Source organism: Nocardia sp. CDC153 (assembly GCF_035818515.1).
Taxonomy (GTDB): Bacteria; Actinomycetota; Actinomycetes; order Mycobacteriales; family Mycobacteriaceae; genus Nocardia.
In genome coordinates, this window is the sequence record NZ_JAYKYU010000001.1 from 1,765,381 (window position 1) to 1,785,821 (window position 20,441).

The following is a 20,441-nucleotide window of genomic DNA, read 5'->3' on the forward strand; positions in this document are numbered from 1 at the left end:
ATTGCGATGCTCGTCAGGGAACCCGCTGTGGCCGTGTCGCCTTCGTACCGATGAGGACGGGCGGTGATTCCCCGGCCGCCGGGTGCGGACTGGCTGGGGTATCTGGCGGGGATGAAATGGCCGGACGGCAACGAAGACTCGTTGTGGGCCATGGCCGAAGACTGGCATACCCACGCTGACCAGATGCGCGCTCTCGGCGATCACATCGACGTCGCGAGAGCCGCCGCGCAAGTGGCGTATCCGTTCGGTGACGGCGGTGAGGCGATGGCCGCCGAGCTCGAGAAGATGCGTTCGGGCAATGGCTCGATCGAAGAGCTCGCCGGGTGGATGGACAAGATCGGCAACAGTGCCCACGGCATGGGTACCGAGACCGAATACACCAAAATCATGTTCTACGCCACGCTGGTCACGCTGGCGATCGACCTGGCCGCCGCACCGCTGACCGGGCCGCTCATGGGAGAGGCCGAAGCGGTCGCGGTCGGTGCCGCCCGGGTCGCGGTGCGGTTCCTGACCCGACGGCTGCTCTCGGAGGCCGCGAAGAAAGCCGCGGAATCGGCTGCGGCAGCGGTGGTTCGCTACACCGTCCGGCACGTCGCGCTGAACACGATCATCGGTACCGCCACCGACGCCGGGATCCAGGCCGCCCAGATGATCGAGGGCACCCGCGACAACTTCGACTTCGGACAGCTCGGCATCACCGCCCTGACCTCCGCCGGTGCCGGTGCGATCGGCGGCCCGATCGGAGCCGGAATCGGCAAAGGGCTCACCAAACCCTTGTCGAACATGCTGGGTAACCGCGCGGGCACCTACATCTCACATGCCGCAGGCGGCGCGATCGGCGGCGGAGTGGCCGGTGGAGTCGGTGGCTTGTACTCACTGGCCACGGGAGGCGATTTCGATTGGCGCACAGTCACCGGCGGCGCGGCGCAGGGCGCGACCGCGGGTCTGCGCCACGGCGCCATCGAAGCGGGGCGCAATCAGCCGAAGACCGTTGACGCCACCGCGGCCCATCCCAGCGATCTGACCCATGCCACACCCGATTCCGAATCACCGAAGCAGCAGAGCAATCCGCATACCGTCGGCGCCGAACAGAGTTCTGGCCATCCCGGTGCAGACCAGGGTTCATCCCTGCATCCGGCGGACGCACCGTCGAAGGCCAGCGACGTCTCCGCGCTCCAGTCGGAACATCAAGCCGACCCCCGCGCCGCCGGCCTCGGGGACAGCCCTCAGCATGCGCCGATCACGGCGGACAACCCGCGCCTGGGCGAAAACCACAGCGGAGGACCAGCATTCGGTGATCCGAGCGCGCAAGTCCAGGTTGCGCCCGCCACCGACCGCACCGGGATGCCGTCGGCCACTGGTACGGGCTCGCCCGCTCACACCGATCTCGGATCGGCTTCGCCCTCGCCGGTTCGCAATGACGTTCTGGCGAACACCAAACCCGCCGAGGTTCCGGCGGCCCCATCCCGCCCCGCCTCCGATCTGCCGGGCGCCCAGACCGCCCGGCCAACCCTCGACCCTCGCTCGGCGCTGCCCACCGATACTCGTTCCGGTGGCACCGAACGACCGGAATCCTCTCCACTGCAAACCCGGCATTCCGGCGTTGAGGCTGCACCGACGTCGCCACGTGACCCGCAGGTCAGCACCGACAGGACAGTTCAACCTGTCAGCGAAGCCGCCGACCAACGAAACACCAAGCCTGCCAACCTCACCGGAACTCCCACACGCATCGAGCCCGCCGTAGCCACGCCGATCCCGGTCGACCGTGCACCCGCAGACCGTCCAGCGAACCGGCCCGGTGACCCGACCGGTAAACCCGGCACGACTTCCCCTACGCCCGAGCACGCTCCGAGGAAAAGCCGCGCGGAGGATTCCTCCCACGCAGAAGATGCAAACGGCGCCCCGGACGCCGACCACGAGGAGGCTTCACCTCGCTCCGCAGCGGACCCGGACGACGGGTCTTCCTCGATTCGCTCGGAGGACGACCAAGCGATCCCTGCCCGCTCGGACGATGAGCATTCTGTCCCTACCCGGCGCGACGATGAACAGCCTGCCCCTTCGCGTGACCCCGAGCACCAGTCCAACCCTGACCGCCCGGAGTCACTGACTCCCCACTTGAAGGCGCGTTTCGAGGACCTGCGTGCCCGTGCTACGGAAATCGTCCTGGCAGACACGGACTCCGCTCGCCAGCACGAACTCCCGGCCCTGCGTGCCGAATTCGCCGAACAATTCGAAAAGCTCGGCCTCGACGCCGACAGAGCCGCGACACCGTGGCGGCTGCTCGAAGAGCATCAACCACAACTTGCCAAATATCTGGGCGACAACGAGAAGTTCTTCCTCCCAGACCATTCCGAGACGCCCAAACACGGTCCGGAACAGCCCTCCGTCGACCACCCGAATACCGATCCGCGAACACGCCCGAACCAGGAAGCACACGAAGAGGGCAGCCATCCGATCGAAACGCCCGTCCCTGCCGACGAGACGGCTGCGACAAATGCCGAGGTCGACCAGGTACTCGGCGAGATCAACATAAAGTTCGAGCCGAACCACTCGGCATACTCGGAGAATTGCACGAGTTGTGTTCAGGCATATGAGATCCGGCGACGCGGATTGACCGGACCCGAGCTGACCGCCGGTCCGCTCGAGAAGCCGCTTCGAACCGAGGAAGGCGGGCCGGGTGGTCGGCCCATTTCTGAGGTCGCGCAAGCCTGGGGCGGTCAGTGGCAGGCCGGTACCAGAGCCGAGATCGAGGCAGCCTTCAGCGAGCCGGGCTCGCGCGGCGCGGTCTTCATCGACTGGAAGACCGGCGGCGGTCACGTCTTCAACGTCGAAAATGTCGGCGGTACAGTCCGATTCGTCGACGGCCAGCCCATACCTCCCGTAGTCGATGCCGCCCACTACTTCGACCACGGCACAAACACGCAATACATCAGACTCGACGACAAACCCACCCCACCGTTCGCCGCGGTCGAGGAATATGTCGAACTGGCGCCACACGCACCCGAGGAAACCCCTTCCCACCAGACACACCCAGAACCGACATCCGAAAACCCAGCTGTACCAGCGCATCCGAGCGAGCCCCGCAGCAACCCGGACTCCAGCCCCGACCGCGCCACGCCACAGTCCGCGGAGCACCCCGAGAACGACCACGCCCCCTCGCATCCCCGTGAGGAACAGCCAACCGCCGTACACGACACCGACCATCAGCCCAATCCCGATCGTCCTGACTCCCTGACCCCATACCTGAAGGGCCGTTTCGAGGAGCTGCGCGCCCTCAGCCGGGAAATCGTGCTCGCCGACAGCGATCCAGCCCGCCAACACGAACTCCCAGGTCTCCGCGCCGACCTCGCCGACCGATTCGAAAAACTCGGCCTGTCGGATACCGACAGGGCCTCCACACCTTGGCGACTGCTCGACGAGCACCAACCCGCACTCGCCAAATACCTCGGCGACAACGAAAAATTCTTCCTTCCCGATCGTTCCGAGCCTGCGGGGTCCGGGCTCCAACGGGAGCACTCGTCGGCCGCCGAGCGCGAGTTCACCGCAGGTGCCGCGTCCGAAAGCGATCCGCCGGAGGCGGCTGTCGATCGAAACGATGATTCGGGCAAGTCGCCGACAGATCTTGACTCTTGGGAGCGCCCGCACGGCGATCCGCAGCCGTTCGAACGGGGTGGAGAACTGGAGCAGCACGTCAGGGAGGCTTTGAAGGCCACAGACGTCAAGGGTGGGGATGTCAGTACCATCCTGGACAACTTGGCCAACCACCCGGCAGGCCAGGAGATCGCGGAGGCCATCGCCTCCGGTCGGTTCCAAGACATTCCCAACTTTTCGATGGTGGTATCGGCCACGGCACGGCCCAACATGATTCCAGGCTCATTGGAACAGATACGACTTGCCGGTCGGCTGCTGGACAACGGCGTTACCGATATTCAATTCGAGGTGAAACAGGACGGGCATGAGATCAGGCCGGGAGTTTTCACCGGTAAGGAAACCGACCTTGATGTGATGGCCAGGGACAAGGAGGGGGCTGTCCATGGCTGGCAGTTCAAGGATGTCGCGTCGACCAACCCAAGAAATGTAGTCGGAAAGGTATTCAAGGAGATGGCCCAGCTGACCGCCTCGCACGCCGACTATCAAACATTTGTGTTGGATACTGTGGTGTCAATGGCAGACCTGACCCCGCACCTCGGTCGCCTCGAAGCTAACTTCGCCGACAAAGGCGTCCAAGTTGTCATTCGAACTCCGGACGGATTGGTGTTCATCCCGCCGGACGGTACGTTCATGCCGGAAGGAGCATCGTGATCACGACTACGCCTGTCGCGCGTTGGACTTGGGGACGAGACCATCACGACACCGATACCGTCGACCTGTGTCTGCGGGAGCTGCTGAGCGCGTACGCGGTACTAGCTACCCACCACCTTGTGGTGGACTCGGCGGTTGTCCACGTGGAAGTACCTGAAGCGGGCAAACCTAAAAACATCCTCTTCGAGGGCGACTTCGCTGTGAACGGATCAGAGATCTCAGCTGAATACGCATCGCAACTCGCCGATCAGATCCAGGCGGGTCGGCAGACCGGGCCCGTCGGTTCCGTGGATACCTTGATCGAATGCACTGGGATTCTCAGCGAGGATGCGAATGAAATCATTCAGCCCAAGCTATTCCGATTGGCTACACACGCTTACCGGGACTACATCACGACCAGCTTGGTGACCTTTTCGGATGCCTGGATGCCCTACGACCTGAAGGGACGCGCTCAGCCAGCGATCTATTCCGCGCACCAGCCACGCCTTGCCGCTGCCTTGCGGAATCTGTCCGATGTCCTGGATTCTGAGACTGATCCAGATGACTCCACCTACTTCGGCACACCAACCGAGACCGGCGTAGACAACTACTTCGAGCCTGATGGCAGCCCGTCCGACGTGTGGGCGCGATACGAAGTTTGAATAGCCTACAGGGTGTGGCGGTGGCACAGTTCATGGACGAAACCGAGCGCGTTCTCCGCGCCTCGGGATGGTGGCCCGGCAGGCAGGTCGATACCAACGCCTGGAGGGAAAGACTGGAACGCAGCGGGTTTAAGTGGAGTGCGGCGGCGGATCGGTTTCTCGAGGAATTCGGGGGCCTGAAAGTCGACATCTCCGGCCCTGGAATCACCTCCGCCCGTGAACCTTTCGAGCTGGATCCGACGTTGGCCGACGGCGAAGACGACAGGTTCGCCGAGTGGTCCGAGGTTATCCGTGAGCCGATCGCACCGGTCGGTGAACTCGACTCCGGCCGCTACCTCCTCGGAGTATCCATGTCGGGTGATCTCTACCTGGTCGCCGATTGGCTGGCCTCGTTCGGCCGGACTCCACAGGCACTAGAGTCCCTGATCCTCGGCAAATCACCTGTGCCTGTTGAGAAGGGTGACGCGGTGCCCGGCATCCGCGAGCACAACTAAGAGAGGGAATCATGACCACAACATACGACCAAGCGTTCGAGATGATTGTCAGTCATTTCAGGCCGAAGTGGAGTCACGGCACGTTTTATGTCGACGATCAAGAAATCGTCGAAACCGATGAGCTGTATGTATTCAAGGTGGGCGCACGGGAGTGGCTGGTGGACGGCGATTTGTCATTCGCCATCGCGGGTGGCGTCCCGGTGGTCTACAAGGGCACCGGTCAGCTCGGTTCTCTCCCATCAGTTGCGGTAGCCACCAACCCCAACGTTCGGGCGCGCCCCAACCCCAACCCGGTTTTTGCGGCAGCTCGAAACGACTGAGTCGCTTCGCGATTCAAGGCTTGCGGGCCTGGAGGGTGTAGGTGAGGGGGAGACGTTCGGGATGGTCCAGGAGGCGCCATTCGCCGTCCGCGTCGCAGGTCATGCGGCCGGGGAGGGGTTCCCAGGGGACGCTGTCGTGTTCTATGAGTTGGGTGAGGGTCAGGTCGGATTGTAGGAGGGCTTCTACTATTTCGCCGAGGCCGTGGTTCCACTCGTGGGTGGTGGGGTGGGACACCACGGAATCTGTTGTTACATAGGTGGTTTCGTCGGTGAATTCGGTGGGGTTGGGTGTTTCGAAGTAGGGGTAGCCGATGGTTAGGGCGTCGGTGCGGGTTTCGTCGATGGACCAGAGGATCGGGTGGCCGTCGCGAATGAAGAGGCGGCCGCCGGGGCGGAGCAGGGCCGTGACCGTGTCGGCCCAGCGGCGGATGTCGGGGAGCCAGCAGAGGGCGCCGATGCCGGTGTAGACGAGGTCGAATTGGGCTGCGCCCAGGGCGGAGACGGCGTCGTAGACGTCGGATTCGACGAAATCGATGGGGGTGGAGGTGGCTTCGGCCAGTTTGCGGGCCTCGGCGAGGGAGGCGGGGGAGAAGTCGAGGCCGGTCATGGTGGCGCCGAGGCGGGCCAGGGAGAGGGTGTCGGTGCCGATGTGGCATTGGAGGTGGACCGCGCGGAGGCCGCGGATGTCGCCGAGGCGGGGGAGGTCGAAGCGGACTACCTGGCTCAGATAGGACGGGTCGGTCTTGAAGGCATCCAGGGCGTAGTCGACGGAATCGGCGTGCAGGGGAGCTCGGTCGTCCCAGTTGGCGCGGTTGAGGCGGCGGTAGTCGCTCATGATGCTCGACTGTGCCACGAAGGTATGGCTGGGTTCAGCTGATTTTCGGCTGCGTGTCGCGGGCGGCACGCCGGGATCTTGGTGTTTTGCGCGCAGTGTCGTTGTCAGACCGGGGACCGCACGCGATACGTCGGTGGATACTCGGTGCGGGACCCGAGGCGGTATGCGGGAGGCGCGAGATGAGGACGTCGCGGGTGCGGCTGGGTTTGGCCGCCGTTCTGGTGCTGGCGTGTGTGGCGCTCACCGGGTGTTCGGGGGTGAAAGTCCCCAACGCGCAGAGTATTTCGGCTCCGGCGACCACCGATCCGTGGCAGCTGGCGGGCCAGACCTCCGCCAGCGGGCCCAACGGGGCCCGTCCCGGAGTGCCCGATGCCGATCTCACCGCCGAGAACGGCGACGGCGGGGCCATCGACAAGCTGGCCCTCAATGCCATCTCCGATATCGCCGAGTACTGGAAAGCCCAGTACGCCAAGACCTTTCCCGGCACCTTCACGGCGGTGAATCACTTCGTCTCCTGGGATTCCACCGCGCCGCGCGGTCAGGCCGTCACCTTCTGTCGCGGCAGCACTTTTCAAGAGGTCAATGCCGCCTACTGCAGTGTCGACCAAACCATCGGCTGGGATCGCGGCACCCTGCTGCCGGAGCTGGTTCGGAAGTTCGGGCAGATGGCGGTGGTCATGGTGCTGGCCCACGAGTACGGGCATTCGGTCCAATCGCAGGCCAAGCTCAATGGCTTCTTCACTTCCAGCGTCGTGCGCGAACAGCAGGCCGACTGCTTCGCCGGAGTGTTCTTGCGCAATGTGGCGGAAGGGAATTCGCGCCACTTCACCCTCAACACCACCGTAGGGCTCAATGGCGTGCTGGCCGCGGTCATCTCCTTCCGCGACCGCGAGCCCGGCGCGTCGCAGGACGAACACGGCACCGCCTTCGAACGCGTCACCGCCGTGCAGATCGGCTACACCGACGGCGCGAGCGGCTGTAAAGGCATCACCCGCAGCGAACTTCAGAAGCGCCGCGGCACCCTGCCCACCAGTTTCCAACCGGGAGACAAGGAACGACAGCTCCCCGTCGACCAACCCGACCTGGCGCTGGTGGCGAAATCCCTGGAGCAGAACTACCCCATCCAGCCCGAGCCGACCTACGACTACTCCGGCGTCACCAAGACCTGCCCGAAAGTGACTCCCACCCAAACGGTCTCGTACTGTCCGAGCACCAACGTCCTCTCCACCGACATTCCCACCCTGGCCAAACGGGCCGTCGTCAGCGAGAAGGGCGATCTCTTCTCCGCCATGGTCGCCGGCGACTACAACGCCTTCGTGGTCTTCGTCTCCCGCTACATGCTCGCCTTCGAGCAGAGCCGCAACCTCTCCCTCACCGGCGCGGATACCGCGGGCCTGCGCACCGCCTGCCTCTCCGGCGCGTACAGCACGCGAATCAGCCTTCCCGGCAGCGAAATCCAACTCTCCGCAACAGATCTCGACGCCGCCATCTCCGGCCTCCTCTCCGACGGCCTGGCCGCCGCCGACATCAACGGCACCGTGGTGCCCAGCGGCTTCGTCCGCCTCGAAGCCTTCCGCACCGGCGTCCTGGACGGCGACACCGCCTGCCTCACCACCTACAAGTAGGCGACACCGGCGAATCACGTCGGGATTACTTGTCGTACCCCAGCCGTAGCATAGTTCCCAACAGGCGATGGTCAGACAGACCAATATGGTTGCGGCAGGCCATATTTCGTGATGATTACGTAGGGAGCGCGCGATGGGACGTCTCGATTCCGACCCGAACAAAGCTCGAGCGGCCTACAACGTCGGGTCGTTGTGCCAAGACCGCGGCGAGTTCGCCGAAGCCGAGTGGTGGTATCGCCTGGCCTCGGAGCAAGGTTGGTCCGAGGCCACCTACCGGCTCGGTGTGCTGCTCGAGGAGCGCGGCGAGCTCGCGGCAGCGCTCGACCTGTATCGCGAGGCCGCGGAAGCGGGCAATTCTGGCGCGATGAACGAGTTGGGTATGAAGTGCGACAGCCAAGGTGACACCGTGGGGGCGGAACATTGGTATCGCTGCTCCATCGAGGCCGGTGGCACCGCGGCGAGACTCAATCTCGGCCGCCTGTTCCAGGACTGCGGTGAGATCGACGCGGCCGAACGGGTGTTCCGGGAAGAAGCGTCCCGGGGCGTCATCACCGCGTACCTTCTGCTCGGTTTCCTCCTCCAGGACCATCGCGACAACCTCGTCGAAGCGCGGCTCTGGCTCCGCACGGCCGCCGAGACCGGTGATCCGAGGGCCGTGCGCCACTACGCCCGGTTCGCATACACCTGTAAGAAGTTCGACGAGGCCGAATGGTGGTTCCGGCGCGCGATGGATCTCGGTGACGTCCACGCCATGGAGGATCTAGGCGCGGTCTTCGAGGCGCGGGGCGATCTGGCCCAGGCCGAGCAATGGTGGCTGCGCGCAGCCGAATTCGGCGACCCCCTGGCGATGCTGGACCTGGGTTCGCTCGCACACCGCCGTGGTGACGACGCGGGTTACCGGTCCTGGACACTTCGAGCCGCCGAACTGGGCAGCCCCCTGGCGATGACCTGGGCGGGGGATATCGCCAGCGCGGAAGGAGACGTCGTCGGGGCCGAACGCTGGTACCGCAAGGCCGCCGAGGCTTGACCTGAACGGTCGCTGAGTTCACTGCCCGGCCCCGGGAATGACCGGGTGCGGCCGCTACGCGGTCGGGAGGTGGGCCTCGAGCCAGTGGGTGAGGTCGGAGAGGACCTTGTCCTGTTCGGGCTCGTTGTAGATCTCATGGAAGAGGCCGTCGTAGCGGATGACCGTCTTGTCGTTTGCGGCGGCTTGCTTTTCGAGAATGTCCGAGCCGGTGGGGGAGGCGAGGCCGTCGGCGGTGCCGTGTTGGACCAGCAGGGGTGAGGTCAGGCGGTCGAGGTGCGATTTCACGTATTCGCCCGCGCGGAGCATTTCACCGGCGGTGCGGGCGGGGACGCCGCCGTGATGGACCAGCGGGTCCTCGTCGTAGGCGCGCACCACCTCCGGATCGCGGCTGACCAGCGTCGAATCCAGTTTCACCACAGGCAGATTCGGGAGGTACTTCGAGACCAGCGGGGCGGCCGCGCGCTGGATCGCATTGCCCGCCTCGATATCGATGGCCGGGCCGGACAGCACGATGCCGGTCACCTCGGGCTGATCACGAACGGCGAAGTAGGCCACGGTGAGGCCGCCCATGCTGTGGCCGATGAGAAAACTCGGCAGGCCGGGGTGACGGCCGGTCGCGGTGGCGAGCATGGTGCGGACATTGTCGGCGGCGGTGTCGAGGGAGCCGATATTCGCCCGCGCGCCCTCCGACTTGCCGTGCCCGGTGTGATCCAGCGCGTACACCGCGAACCCGGATTCGGTCAGCCGCCGCGCCACATGCGCGTACCGACCCGAATGCTCGGCATACCCATGCACAAGCACGGCGACGGCACGCGGATCGCCGTCCGGCAGCCACGCCTGCCAGTACACGCGGCCGCCCGCACCCTGGAATTCGCCGGTCTCGTTGCGGGTCATCGCCGCTCCCTTCGGATCGAGGTGGTCAGGCTGCCGGGATGCCGCGGCCATCGCGGTGTCCGCCCGAATTGTCGCGTACCGGCGCGGTCATTCTCGCGCATCCGGCGCGCGACGGGGCGGATCGGTCCGAAATCGCGTCCCGGGCGGGACATTGCCTCAGAAGCCGGCCAGTCGATCGATGAGCAGACGATTGAAGCGGATCAATCGGGCGTAGTCGGCGCGGGAGATGCGCTCGTCGGTGCCGTGGATGCGCTCCAGATCGGCGGCGGTCAGGATGATCGGCGCGAAATTGCAGCGGGTGGCGGCCAGCTCGTCGTAATAGCGGGAGTCGGTCGCGCCGGGGACGACGCCCACCGTGACGGCGATGCCCGGCACCACTTCGCGGGCGATCTCGGCGACCAGCTCGAAGTCCGGGCCCGCGGCGGGATTGTCGGAGGGCTCGGAGGTGGTGCCCTCGAGTTCGATGGTCACGCCCTTGTCGCGCACCACCTTTCGGCAGTGCTTCAGCACGTCGGCGACCGAATCCCCGGGCAGGATACGGAAATTCACGAACGCCTCGGCCTTCTGCGGCAGCACATTGGGTTTCACGCCACCCCGGATCACGGTCGGCGCGGTCGTGGTGCGCACCAACGCCTCGGTCTGCGGCCGGGCCGCCAGCACCCGCGCCACCACCGGACCCGCCGAATTCACCAGTCCGACCAGCGTTCGCCGTGGTTCGGACATGAATTGCCGTATGCGCGAGAGCATGTCGATGCTCACGGGGGTCAGACGCAATGGGAACGGATTGTCCTGAATCCGCGCCACCGCCCGCGCCAGCCGACCCACCACGGTCTGCCGTCCCGGCATGGAGGAGTGCCCGCCGATGTCGGACACCGACAGGCGCACGGTGGCGAATCCCTTCTCGCCCACCATGATCGTGGCCACCGGCACGTTGATACCGTCGGCGACCCCGGTGGTGATCACGCCGCCCTCGTCCAGCAGCAGCCGCGCCCGCACCCCGACCGCCCCCAGCCGCGCGGCCATGCGCCCCGCACCCTGGGACCCGAAGATCTCCTCGTCGTGCCCGAAGGCCAGGTACACGGTCCGCGCGGGCTGCACCCCCTCGGCCAGCGCCTGCTCGACCGCCTCGAGAATGGCCAGCACCCGGCTCTTGTCGTCGATCGCCCCGCGCCCCCAGATGAACTCGTCGTCCACCACACCGTCGAACGGCGGATGCGTCCACCCGTCGAGATCGTCGACCGGCACGACATCCATGTGCGCCAGCAGAATCGCCGCGCTCTCGGAGTCGTCCTTGCCAGCGCTGCCCGCCCACCGATACAGCCGACTGTGCCCGAAGGTCTCCACCGCCAGCTGCTTGTGCACCAGCGGGAACGACCGCTCCAGGTGTTCGGCGAGCCGATCGAATTCGGTGAGCTCGATCCGCTCGCGATCCTCGTACGACACGGTCCGGCAGCGCAGCGCCACGGCCAGGCGCTCGGCGGTGACTTCGTCGACGGTCGGCTCGTCAGCCGGTGCGGTCCTGGTCATCGGCTTAACCGCCGGTCCGGGCGGGGAAGTTGATGGTCACAGTGGCATTGTTCACCACATCGGGGTCCAGCGAGACCGTCTTCTTGTTTCGCCATTTGACCAGGGACTCGCCCGCGTCGCCGGGCAGATCGGGGGTGCGGATCGTGCCGAGCAGGGGCAGGTGCAGTTGGGCCGCGGTGACCGTGACGGGAGCGAAGGCGGGAGCATGCGCCCACACGTCGTCGACGACATCGGTCACGCGAATGCCGAGGCGGTGTCCGGCCGCGAGCGGCCAGTCCTGGCCGAGCAGCCGAACCTGCGCGGTCGGGGTGACCGGGGCGATGCCGCGGGTGATGACCGTGGCGCGATTGTCCGGCGCGATGTCGTAGACCTCGACGGTGACGCTGGCTGCGGCGGGACCGTCCAGGTCGAGAGTGGCCGTGGCCGTGCCGGAGATGTGCTGGTCCTGCTCCAAAGGCTGGGAGACGGTCCAGATCTCCCGATCCGAGCCGGGGATCAGTCCGCGGTCGTTGTAGCGGCCGGGCCGCAGATCGATATCGAAGGCCCGGCTGTCGGCGGGCGGCCACGCGGCCTCCGACCGCCAGCGGCCGTCGAACTGCCCGACCGTGACGCGCGGGCCGGGCACCGTCACGTCCTTGCCCGCCACATGCTTGTCGAAGAAACCGAGCAGCTCCGAAGTGAACTGCGGCGCACCGCATTTCTCGGTGCAGTCCTGGTGCCCCCATTGGCCGAACCAGGCCTTGTGATCGCCGGGGCCGAGCGAATTCCACAGCTGGAACACGCGATCGGCCTTGGTGTTGTAGTCGACGAACCCTTGGCCCAGGAACAGCGGAATCGTATTGCCGCGCAGTTTCTCCACGAGATCCCGATCCCGCCACCACGCGGAATTCGCGTCATGGTTGGAGGTTTCGGCGAGGTAATGCGAATAGCAGGCCGGATCGATGCTGGAGGCATTCGCCTTGTATTCGTCCGAATCGGTCGGATACGGCGGCGTGGACGCGATCAGCAAATGCTCGAAGCCCGCGAAATCGCCCGGCCGAAAACCGTTTTCGCTGATCGGCTTGAGGGAGAACTTCCACGCGATGCCCTGCATGTAGAGGTACGCGTTGGGATCCACGACCGGTTCGAACGAGGCCACCGCCGCCAGCCCCGCGGGCTTCTCGGCCAGGCCCATGAGCCCGGTCCAAGCCTCGTACGAGACGCCGTTCAATCCGACCTTCCCGGTCGACCAGGGCTGTCCCGCAGCCCATTCCACCGCCGCCTTCACATCCGAGCGCTCACCCGGGCCGCCGAAATCCGGGCAGCCGTTCGAGCCGCCGAACCCGCGCAGATCCACGATCACATAGGTGTACCCGGCCTGCAGAAATGTCGACACCGGCAGATCATCGGTGGACGGCCCGCCCTTGGGCCGCGGCTCGCTCAACCGCATGAGATGCGCCCGATACGGGCTGACGGTCATGATCACCGGCGTGCGCACGTCATCGGCCAGCCCGACCGGCCGCAACACATCCGCGTGCAACCGCGTCCCGTCCGCCGACGTAATGAACTCCTCATGCCACTGATACGCCGTATCCGCCGCAGCCGCGCGCCCCGGCGCCGCCACCACGCCCACCACCAGGAGCACGCCGACCGGCGCGCGCCACACCACCATCCGCATGATCACCATTTGACCTTGGTAGAACACGCCGCCCCGAACCAGCCCCAGGAACCGGGGTGCACATCACCCCGCGAGCGTTTCAAGATCAGGGAGCTCTCAATGCGGAAAAGTGTCCGATTCCCCACCGTGGCAGCTCCCTGATCTCGGCTCGTGGAGGATATGGGGGAGTACGTGAGGGGAGTGGGAGATGTCGGAGCGGTTTCAGGTGGTGCCCGATCCTCGGCCGGAGGACGAGGTGTGGCCGGAGATGGTGTGGCCCGTGCCGGAGGCGACGGTGCTGACGGGGAAGCGGGTGGAGCTGGCGACCGTCGATCCGGAACACGACGCGGAAGAGCTGTTCCGAGCGCTGGACCACGACCGCGTATGGGCACACATCCCGGGCCGGCCCGATGCGCCGGAACAACTGGCCGAGCTACTGCGGCAACGAGATTCCCTGGCCGACTGGCAGCTGTGGACCGTTCGCTCACAGGAGGCGATCGGCCCGAACCCGCCCGGAGCGATCCTCGGACTAACGGCCTACCTGGACGTCCGCCCACGCGACGCCGCCCTGGAAATCGGCTTCACCGTCTACACCCCCTCGGTCTGGGGCACCACCGTGAACCCCGAAACCAAGCTCCTCCTACTCGAATACGCCTTCGAGTCCCTGAACGTCGGCCGAATACAACTCAAAACCGACGTCCGCAACCACCGCTCCCAACAAGCAATAGCCCGCCTGGGCGCAAAATACGAAGGCACCCTACGCCGTCAATTCCGCCGCGCCGACGGCACCATCCGCGACAGCGTCCTGTTCTCCATCACCACCGAAGACTGGCCAAAGGTCCGAGCAGGCCTCACGACCCGACTCACCCAGCCAACGAGCTAGCCGGATACCGCCACGACATTCGGCCATTGCGGATACCGATCGCCGTTGGCAGTATGGCCCGGGTATGCCGCATCCATCCGATTTCGCTCGTGACAGCCTAGACGGCCTGTCAGTGGGGGACGCACTCGGCGCCCAATTCTTCGTGCCCGGCAGCTCGATTCCCGACCTTCTCGCCGGACGGCCACCCGCCGGACCGTGGCCCTGGACCGACGACACCGAGATGGCGTGCTCGGTGCACGCGGAGATCCGAACCCGCGGCGGCATCGATCGCGACGCACTCGCGACCGCGTTCGCCGACCGCTGTGAGCCCTACCGTGGTTACGGTGCCGGCACGGTCGTTGTGCTGCACCAGATCCGAGACGGGCGGCCCTGGGACGAAGCGGCCGCGGCCGTATTCGACGGACGTGGTTCCTGGGGCAACGGAGCGGCCATGCGCGTCGCCCCACTCGGAGCCCACTTCGCCGACAACCCGGACCAAGCCGCCATTCACGCGGCCTGCTCCGCCGAGATCACCCACCGCCATCCGGAGGCGATCGTCGGCGCGATAGCCGTGGCCGTCGCCGCCAGCCACGCCGCCGCCACTCGCGAAACAGGCTGCACACCAGCGGAACTGTTCGCCGCGGTCGACCCGTACCTGATCGACGGGCACACCTGCGCGGGTATTCGCCGAGCCCGGGAACTGCTGGGCCACACGCTCGCCGAGGCCGCGTACGAACTCGGAAACGGTGCCCGCGTCAGCGCCCAGGACACAGTCCCTTTCACCCTCTGGGTCGCGGCCACCCACCTGCACGACTACCCCGCCGCCATCACCGCCTGCATCCAAGCCGGCGGTGACGCGGACACCACCGCCGCCATCGCCGGCGGCATCGTGGCCGCCCATACCGGCATCGGAAACCGAGCCAACCTCAGAGGCGTACCGCGAGAATGGCTTTCCGCCAGAGAACCTCTCCCATCGTGGGCGATCCTCTGACCGAATTTCACTGTGGCCGGTAGATCATGACCAGCCGGCAGGGTTGGATGCTGATTCTCGCGAAATGTTGGAACCGGTGTTGGGGAAAGTGCCGAAGTGGTTGTTGTGGATGTGCGCGAAGAAGTAGCACATTGCCTCGCACTCGGCGTCTAGTACCGCGACGGTGGGGTCGGCCGCGACCGCATCGTAGAAGGTTTGGCCCATTGCGACGATGAAGCCTCGGCAGTAGAGAAATCCGTCGTCGGAACCGTCAATCACCTGTTGGATGTCGGCGCGGTCGATGTTGTACAGCTTGCGTTCTAGCACCCGGTCCAACGCGGTCAATTCCTGAGCCGACATGTCCTGGGTCAGGTTCCGCAACTGGTCGAGGAATTCGTCGAGGTACTTGTCGACGGCATAGGCTTCGTCGTCGCTGCCGCGGTCGACCAACCGGCTCCGCAGCTGGTTCGGCTCGGTACCGAGACGTTCCCACGCCTACTCTATCAGGTCCCAGAACCGAGACTCCTCGGCTGGTGTCGAGATCATGCCCACACCGCCGGACGGTAGCAGAGCCCGCAGACATCGGGCCTTGGGTGCCTTCAGGATTCGGCGATGTGGGCAGGTGGTCAGATTGGGCGGAGGTTGATCATTTTGCGGAGGCGGGCGCGGTCGCGTTCGAGTTTGCGGGCCTCGTAGGCGATGGGGAAGTAGCGGATGCGTTCGGGGAGTAGGGGCATGGTGCGGCCGATGAGCCAACCCAGGACTCGTAGGGCGCGTTCGTCGTTGGCGGTCCACTCCAGGCCGAGCTTGTCGCGCACGATGTTCGGGGTGGTGCCGACGGTGAAGAAGTATTGGAGGCGGCCGACCGGGGTGGTGGCGGCTCGCCAGACCGGGTGTAGGGGGCGGGGAATCTGCTTGGGCGGGGCGATCTTTCGGATCACTTTCAGGTAGTCGTAGGCGACACTCGTGACCTCCAAATGGTTTTCGACCTGGTTCCAGAACCAGGGCTCCCACTCGGCGTACGTGGCCGGAATCTCCTTGGGGGCCACCGAGAAATTGCGCATGAGTTGGACGGTTTCTCGGTAGTACGCCTCTTTGTCGGCGTCGGTGAGCTTGTCCGCCGAGAAGTACTTGTTGCCCTCGGTGAAGGCGAAGACGCCGGTGTGCAACACCCAGGCCCACGGGCCGGACGACAACGCCTGATGCTTACGCCCTTGTGCGTCGGTGGTGTTCAGGCTGGCATGCATCTTCCGCAGCCGATCGGCCTCGGCCAGCGCCTCGTCACCGCCGTAGACCCACATCATCACCGAGGCGAGACTCCGCATCGCGCGACCCATGGGATCGGTGCGGAAGGTCGAGTGCTCGTCCACCACCGCGGCGATGGTCGGTTCCATGGTCTGCAACAGGAACGCGGAGCCGGCGGTGAGTGAGAAGGTGATCAGCCCGGTGTCTTCCCAGAGGCGGGTGTCCGGGCCGAAGGGGCGACGTTCGGGGCGCGCCTGTTGCTCGAGCTGGATGGCGGCGGTCATGGTGATCTCCTTTGATCAACCGTTCCTGCCAACTGCCACTCGTCGACAGGATGAGAGACTTACTACCGAATCTTCTCATCATGTCGGCCGAGTGGCAACCGTCACGTCCCCCGGAAACACGAAACGCCGGATGGCGGGACCGGCCGGGTAACCCGGTCCACGCCATCCGGCGTTTCTACCCGCCGCCGGGTGAGTTCGGCTCCCGGGCGCGCGGCGTGGCATGGGATGCCGCGCGGGCCGGGTGGCGGGCTGCGTCGTCCGATCCTGGATCAAAAAATCGGACGGCGGTCTGGGAGTGACTAGGTCACCGTGTACACAGTGACTAGGTCACGATGCGCAGCGGGTGCTCGATGAGCTCCTTGAGCTGCTGGAGGAAGCGGGCCGCGACGGCACCGTCGATGGAACGGTGATCGGCCGACAGGGTGACGCGCAGGATCTTGCGCGACACCACCTTCTCGCCGTCCAGCTTCAGCTCGTCCTGGGCCGCGCCGACCGCGAGGATCGCGGACTCCGGCGGGTTGATGACGGCGGTGAACTGCTCGATGCCGAACATGCCCAGGTTGGAGATGGTGAAGGTGCCGCCGGACATGTCCTCGCCCTTGAGCTTTCGGTCGCGGGCGCGACCGGCCTTCTCCTTGCCCTCGGCCGCGATGGCGGACACGCTCTTGCGGTCGGCGTCGTGGATGACGGGGACGAACAGGCCCGCGTCGGTGGCCACGGCGATGCCGATATTGATCGCCTTGTGCCGCAACAGCTTGTCGCCCGCGAAGGAGACGTTCACGGCCGGGTCCAGGCGCAGCGCGGTGGCGACCGCCTTGACCAGCAGGTCGTTCACGCTGACCTTGCCGGAGCCGGTCTCCTCCAGGGTCTTGTTGATCTGCGCGCGGAAGGCGAGCAGCTCGGTCACATCGATAGCACTGGTGAGATAGATGTGCGGGGCCTGCTGCTTGGACTCGGTCAGACGCTGGGCCGAGACACGCTGGATGTTGGTCAACGGGATCTCGTCGTAGTCGCCGGTCGCGGGCGCAACGGCGGCCGGGGCGGGCGCGGCGGCGGCCGGAGCGGCCGGTGCGGCCACCGGAGCGGCTGTGCTGCCCGCGGTTTCGACATCCTGCTTGGTGACGCGGCCGCCGGGACCGGTGCCGGTCACGGCATTGATGTCGACGCCGAGCTCCTTGGCGACCTTGCGGGCCAGCGGCGACGACTTCTTGCGGTCACCGGATTCGACAGGGGCGCTGCCGTTTCCGGCGGCCGGAGCCGAAACCGCCTGCGCGCCAGCGGCGGTGGGAGCGGCCGGAGCCGGGGCGGACGCGGCGGCCGGAGCGGCAGCGGCGGGAGCCGGAGCAGCGGCAGCCGAAGCGGCCGGAGCCGCAGCCCCACTGCCATCACCCAGCAACGCGATCGGCTCACCGATCGCCACGGTCGTACCCGGCTCCGCGAGGATCTGCTCGAGGACGCCGTCCTCGTACGCCTCGAGCTCCATGAGCGCCTTGTCGGTCTCGATCTCGGCGAGAATCTCACCGGCCTTGACCTGATCGCCGACCTGCTTGAGCCAGGCCGAGACGATGCCCTCCTCCATGGTGTCGGAGAGCCGGGGCATGGTTACTTCGGACATGTTTCCTTCCGGGTCTCAGCGACGCTTGCCCACGGCGGCAAGGGTTTCCAGGGCGGCCTTGTACAGCGAATCCGGCGACGGCAGCGCCAGCTTCTCGAGCGGCTTGGCATACGGCAGCGGCACCTCGGCCATGGCCACGCGGCGCACGGGGGCGTCGAGGTAGTCGAACGCGCCATCGGAGATCGACGCCGCGACCTCCGCGCCGATGCCGTAGGTCAGCCAGTCGTCCTCGCCGATCACGACCGCGCCGGTCTTCTTGGCCGAGGCGACGATGGTGTCGCGGTCCAGCGGGCGCAGGCTGCGCAGGTCCACGACCTCCGCCGAAATGCCCTCGGCGGCCAGCTTTTCCGCGACCTGGGTGCACACGGTCGCCATGCGCGAGTAGCCGATCAGCGTGATGTCGGTGCCCTCGCGGGTGACCGCGGCCTTGCCCAGCTCGGCGGCCGGAAGATCGTCGGGCACTTCGCCCTTGGTGTTGTAGAGCGAGAGGTTCTCGAGGAACAGCACCGGATCGTCATCGTCGATGGCGGCCTTGAGCAGCGCCTTGGCATCGGCCGGGGTGCTCGGCGCGACGACCTTGAGGCCGGGCACGAACGCGTAGTACAGCTCGATGTTCTGCGAGTGCGTCGCACCCAACTGCTGGCCACCGCCGCCGGGCGTGCGGATGACCATCGGCACCGACGTCTGACCGCCGAACATGCCGTAGATCTTGGCGGCGTGATTGACGATCTGGTCCAGCGCCAGCAGCGAGAAGTTGATCGTCATGAGTTCGACGACCGGGCGCAGGCCCAGCATGGCGGCGCCGATGGCCGCGCCGACGAAACCCTCTTCGGCGATCGGGGTGTCGCGCACCCGCTTCTCGCCGAACTCGGCCAGCAGGCCGGCGGTGATCTTGTAGGAGCCCTCGAAGACGCCGATCTCCTCGCCGATCAGGAAGATGTCGTCGTCGCGCTGCATCTCCTCGCGGAGGGTCTCGCGCAGCGCTTCACGGTAGGTCATGACAGCCACGGTGATGTCCTTAGAAGGTGAAGAGCGCATCGCCGGGCAGGCGACGGGAATCGCCCGCGACCGGGGTCGCGTAGTTGTAATCGAACAGGGTGGCCGGGTCCGGGTGCGGGGACGAGTCGGCGAAATCGACGGCCGCGCGCACGCGCTCCTTGACGTCGGCCTCGATGGCGGCGGCCGAATCCTCGCTCAGCACACCGGCTTCGAGCAGCCGCTCGTGCCACAGCACGATCGGGTCGTGCCCGACGGCGACCGAGACGGCCTCTTCGGTGCGGTACTTGGCCGGGTCGACCACCGAGTGGCCCTTGAGCCGGTAGGAGACGGCCTCGAGCAGCGCGGGCTTGCCCTCGCGGCGCGCGGTCTCGATGAGGTCGGAGGCGACCTCGCGCACGGCCAGCACATCGGTGCCGTCCACGCGCTCACCGCGCATGCGGTAGGCGGAGGCGCGCTTCCACAGATCCGGTTCGGCGGAAGACTTCTCGACGGTGGTGCCCATGCCGGTCTGGTTGTTGATCACCAGGAACACGACGGGCAGATTCCACAGCGCCGCGATGTTCAGCGACTCGTGGAAGGCGCCGATATTGGTGGTGCCCTCACCCATCTGGCACACCACGACGTCGTCGCCGCCGCGGTAGTCGATGGCCAGCGCCGCGCCGATGGCCAGCGGAACCTGGCCGCCGACAATGGCGTAACCGCCGAGCAGACGGGTGGCGGTGTCGTACATGTGCATCGACCCGCCCCAGCCCTTGGAGGTGCCGGTGGAGCGGCCGTACAGCTCGGCCATGACGCGGCCGGGCTCGATGCCCTTGGCCAGCGCGTAACCGTGCTCGCGGTAGTTGGTGAACAGGTAGTCGGTGGGCCGCATGGCCTTTCCGACGCCGACGACGGTGGCTTCCTCACCCAGGTTCAGGTGGCAGTAGCCGCCGATCTTGGCCTGCTGGTACGCCTGCGCGGTCCGCTCCTCGAAGCGGCGGATGAACAACATGTCGGTGTACAGCTCGAGCAGGTCGTTGGCATCCGCGCCGCCGAAATCGGCTCCGCCGAGCAGCTTTTCGGCGGTCTCGGCTGTGCCCTTTTCAAGAGCGGATACGTCGGCGGCCTTGCCGGCCTTGCGCGCCGACTTGCGCGGCGCTGCGGTGGTGGTGGTCATGAGCGAACT

Annotated in this window: 17 protein-coding genes; 8 read left to right on the forward strand and 9 right to left on the reverse strand. The window is 66.2% G+C overall.

Annotated elements, in window-relative coordinates; genetic code table 11:
- Positions 1 to 63: 63 nt before the first annotated feature.
- Genes VMT65_RS08150 through VMT65_RS08165 form a run of 4 tightly spaced genes read left to right on the forward strand, consistent with a single transcriptional unit; the run spans position 64 to position 5,757 of the window.
- Positions 64 to 4,302, forward strand: coding sequence for a WXG100-like domain-containing protein (locus VMT65_RS08150; RefSeq protein WP_326307338.1), 4,239 nt, complete (start codon positions 64 to 66; stop codon positions 4,300 to 4,302).
- The gene (locus tag VMT65_RS08155) at positions 4,299 to 4,943 is read left to right on the forward strand and encodes a hypothetical protein (RefSeq protein ID WP_326307339.1); all 645 of its coding nucleotides are present in this window, start codon (positions 4,299 to 4,301) and stop codon (positions 4,941 to 4,943) included. Before VMT65_RS08150 ends, VMT65_RS08155 begins: the two co-directional genes overlap by 4 nt.
- Positions 4,944 to 4,957: 14 nt before the next feature.
- Entirely contained in the window at positions 4,958 to 5,437 is a 480-nt protein-coding gene (locus tag VMT65_RS08160; protein ID WP_326307340.1) for an SUKH-3 domain-containing protein, read from the forward strand.
- A gap of 11 nt (positions 5,438 to 5,448) precedes the next feature.
- Positions 5,449 to 5,757, forward strand: a complete 309-nt coding sequence (locus VMT65_RS08165) for a hypothetical protein (RefSeq protein ID WP_326307341.1) — start codon at positions 5,449 to 5,451, stop codon at positions 5,755 to 5,757.
- A 13-nt stretch (positions 5,758 to 5,770) separates the two neighbouring features.
- On the opposite strand, the gene VMT65_RS08170 is transcribed toward VMT65_RS08165, so the two are convergent.
- Positions 5,771 to 6,595, reverse strand: a complete 825-nt coding sequence (locus VMT65_RS08170) for a class I SAM-dependent methyltransferase (protein WP_326307480.1) — start codon at positions 6,593 to 6,595, stop codon at positions 5,771 to 5,773.
- Between the two features lie 176 nt (positions 6,596 to 6,771).
- On the opposite strand from VMT65_RS08170, the gene VMT65_RS08175 reads away from it, so the two are divergent.
- Positions 6,772 to 8,217: a metallopeptidase gene (locus VMT65_RS08175; RefSeq protein WP_326307342.1), complete on the forward strand. Its 1,446-nt coding sequence runs from the start codon at positions 6,772 to 6,774 to the stop codon at positions 8,215 to 8,217.
- 133 nt (positions 8,218 to 8,350) lie between these two features.
- Positions 8,351 to 9,244 carry an SEL1-like repeat protein gene (locus tag VMT65_RS08180; RefSeq protein ID WP_326307343.1) on the forward strand — a complete coding sequence of 298 codons (894 nt, stop codon included), beginning with the start codon at positions 8,351 to 8,353 and terminating at the stop codon, positions 9,242 to 9,244.
- 54 nt (positions 9,245 to 9,298) lie between these two features.
- On the opposite strand, the gene VMT65_RS08185 is transcribed toward VMT65_RS08180, so the two are convergent.
- From VMT65_RS08185 to VMT65_RS08195, 3 genes are all read right to left on the reverse strand, one after another.
- Positions 9,299 to 10,138: an alpha/beta hydrolase gene (locus VMT65_RS08185; RefSeq protein ID WP_326307344.1), complete on the reverse strand. Its 840-nt coding sequence runs from the start codon at positions 10,136 to 10,138 to the stop codon at positions 9,299 to 9,301.
- A 156-nt stretch (positions 10,139 to 10,294) separates the two neighbouring features.
- A complete protein-coding gene (locus tag VMT65_RS08190) occupies positions 10,295 to 11,665 on the reverse strand; it encodes a M20/M25/M40 family metallo-hydrolase (protein WP_326307345.1) in 1,371 nt (456 codons plus the stop codon).
- A gap of 4 nt (positions 11,666 to 11,669) precedes the next feature.
- Positions 11,670 to 13,331, reverse strand: a complete 1,662-nt coding sequence (locus tag VMT65_RS08195; protein ID WP_326307346.1) for a CocE/NonD family hydrolase — start codon at positions 13,329 to 13,331, stop codon at positions 11,670 to 11,672.
- A 178-nt stretch (positions 13,332 to 13,509) separates the two neighbouring features.
- Here VMT65_RS08195 and VMT65_RS08200 point away from each other — a divergent pair, with 178 nt between their 5' ends.
- Together VMT65_RS08200 and VMT65_RS08205 are read left to right on the forward strand one after the other, a co-directional pair.
- Positions 13,510 to 14,184: a GNAT family N-acetyltransferase gene (locus tag VMT65_RS08200; RefSeq protein ID WP_326307347.1), complete on the forward strand. Its 675-nt coding sequence runs from the start codon at positions 13,510 to 13,512 to the stop codon at positions 14,182 to 14,184.
- 112 nt (positions 14,185 to 14,296) lie between these two features.
- Positions 14,297 to 15,154: an ADP-ribosylglycohydrolase family protein gene (locus VMT65_RS08205; RefSeq protein ID WP_326307348.1), complete on the forward strand. Its 858-nt coding sequence runs from the start codon at positions 14,297 to 14,299 to the stop codon at positions 15,152 to 15,154.
- A gap of 24 nt (positions 15,155 to 15,178) precedes the next feature.
- On the opposite strand, the gene VMT65_RS08210 is transcribed toward VMT65_RS08205, so the two are convergent.
- The 5 genes from VMT65_RS08210 to pdhA form a co-directional block, all read right to left on the reverse strand.
- Positions 15,179 to 15,583: a DUF4240 domain-containing protein gene (locus tag VMT65_RS08210; RefSeq protein WP_326307349.1), complete on the reverse strand. Its 405-nt coding sequence runs from the start codon at positions 15,581 to 15,583 to the stop codon at positions 15,179 to 15,181.
- A gap of 176 nt (positions 15,584 to 15,759) precedes the next feature.
- The gene (locus VMT65_RS08215; RefSeq protein ID WP_326307350.1) at positions 15,760 to 16,662 is read right to left on the reverse strand and encodes an oxygenase MpaB family protein; all 903 of its coding nucleotides are present in this window, start codon (positions 16,660 to 16,662) and stop codon (positions 15,760 to 15,762) included.
- Positions 16,663 to 16,984: 322 nt separating this feature from the next.
- Positions 16,985 to 18,277 (reverse strand): dihydrolipoamide acetyltransferase family protein, encoded by a 1,293-nt coding sequence (locus VMT65_RS08220; RefSeq protein ID WP_326307351.1) that lies wholly within the window; start codon positions 18,275 to 18,277, stop codon positions 16,985 to 16,987.
- Positions 18,278 to 18,292: 15 nt separating this feature from the next.
- Positions 18,293 to 19,276 carry an alpha-ketoacid dehydrogenase subunit beta gene (locus VMT65_RS08225; RefSeq protein ID WP_326307352.1) on the reverse strand — a complete coding sequence of 328 codons (984 nt, stop codon included), beginning with the start codon at positions 19,274 to 19,276 and terminating at the stop codon, positions 18,293 to 18,295.
- A gap of 19 nt (positions 19,277 to 19,295) precedes the next feature.
- Complete coding sequence (gene pdhA, locus VMT65_RS08230) at positions 19,296 to 20,432, reverse strand: pyruvate dehydrogenase (acetyl-transferring) E1 component subunit alpha (RefSeq protein WP_326307353.1); 1,137 nt, start codon at positions 20,430 to 20,432, stop codon at positions 19,296 to 19,298.
- Positions 20,433 to 20,441 lie beyond the last annotated feature (9 nt).

Excerpts from the sequence above, each read along its gene's own strand:
- VMT65_RS08165 (WP_326307341.1), top strand. The coding sequence starts at position 5,449 with ATGACCACAACATACGACCAAGCGTTCGAGATGATTGTCAGTCATTTC.
- VMT65_RS08175 (WP_326307342.1), top strand. The coding sequence starts at position 6,772 with ATGAGGACGTCGCGGGTGCGGCTGGGTTTGGCCGCCGTTCTGGTGCTG.
- VMT65_RS08180 (WP_326307343.1), top strand. The coding sequence starts at position 8,351 with ATGGGACGTCTCGATTCCGACCCGAACAAAGCTCGAGCGGCCTACAAC.
- VMT65_RS08185 (WP_326307344.1), bottom strand. The coding sequence starts at position 10,138 with ATGACCCGCAACGAGACCGGCGAATTCCAGGGTGCGGGCGGCCGCGTG.
- VMT65_RS08190 (WP_326307345.1), bottom strand. The coding sequence starts at position 11,665 with ATGACCAGGACCGCACCGGCTGACGAGCCGACCGTCGACGAAGTCACC.
- VMT65_RS08195 (WP_326307346.1), bottom strand. The coding sequence starts at position 13,331 with ATGGTGATCATGCGGATGGTGGTGTGGCGCGCGCCGGTCGGCGTGCTC.
- VMT65_RS08200 (WP_326307347.1), top strand. The coding sequence starts at position 13,510 with ATGTCGGAGCGGTTTCAGGTGGTGCCCGATCCTCGGCCGGAGGACGAG.
- VMT65_RS08215 (WP_326307350.1), bottom strand. The coding sequence starts at position 16,662 with ATGACCGCCGCCATCCAGCTCGAGCAACAGGCGCGCCCCGAACGTCGC.
- VMT65_RS08220 (WP_326307351.1), bottom strand. The coding sequence starts at position 18,277 with ATGTCCGAAGTAACCATGCCCCGGCTCTCCGACACCATGGAGGAGGGC.
- VMT65_RS08225 (WP_326307352.1), bottom strand. The coding sequence starts at position 19,276 with ATGACCTACCGTGAAGCGCTGCGCGAGACCCTCCGCGAGGAGATGCAG.
- pdhA (WP_326307353.1), bottom strand. The coding sequence starts at position 20,432 with ATGACCACCACCACCGCAGCGCCGCGCAAGTCGGCGCGCAAGGCCGGC.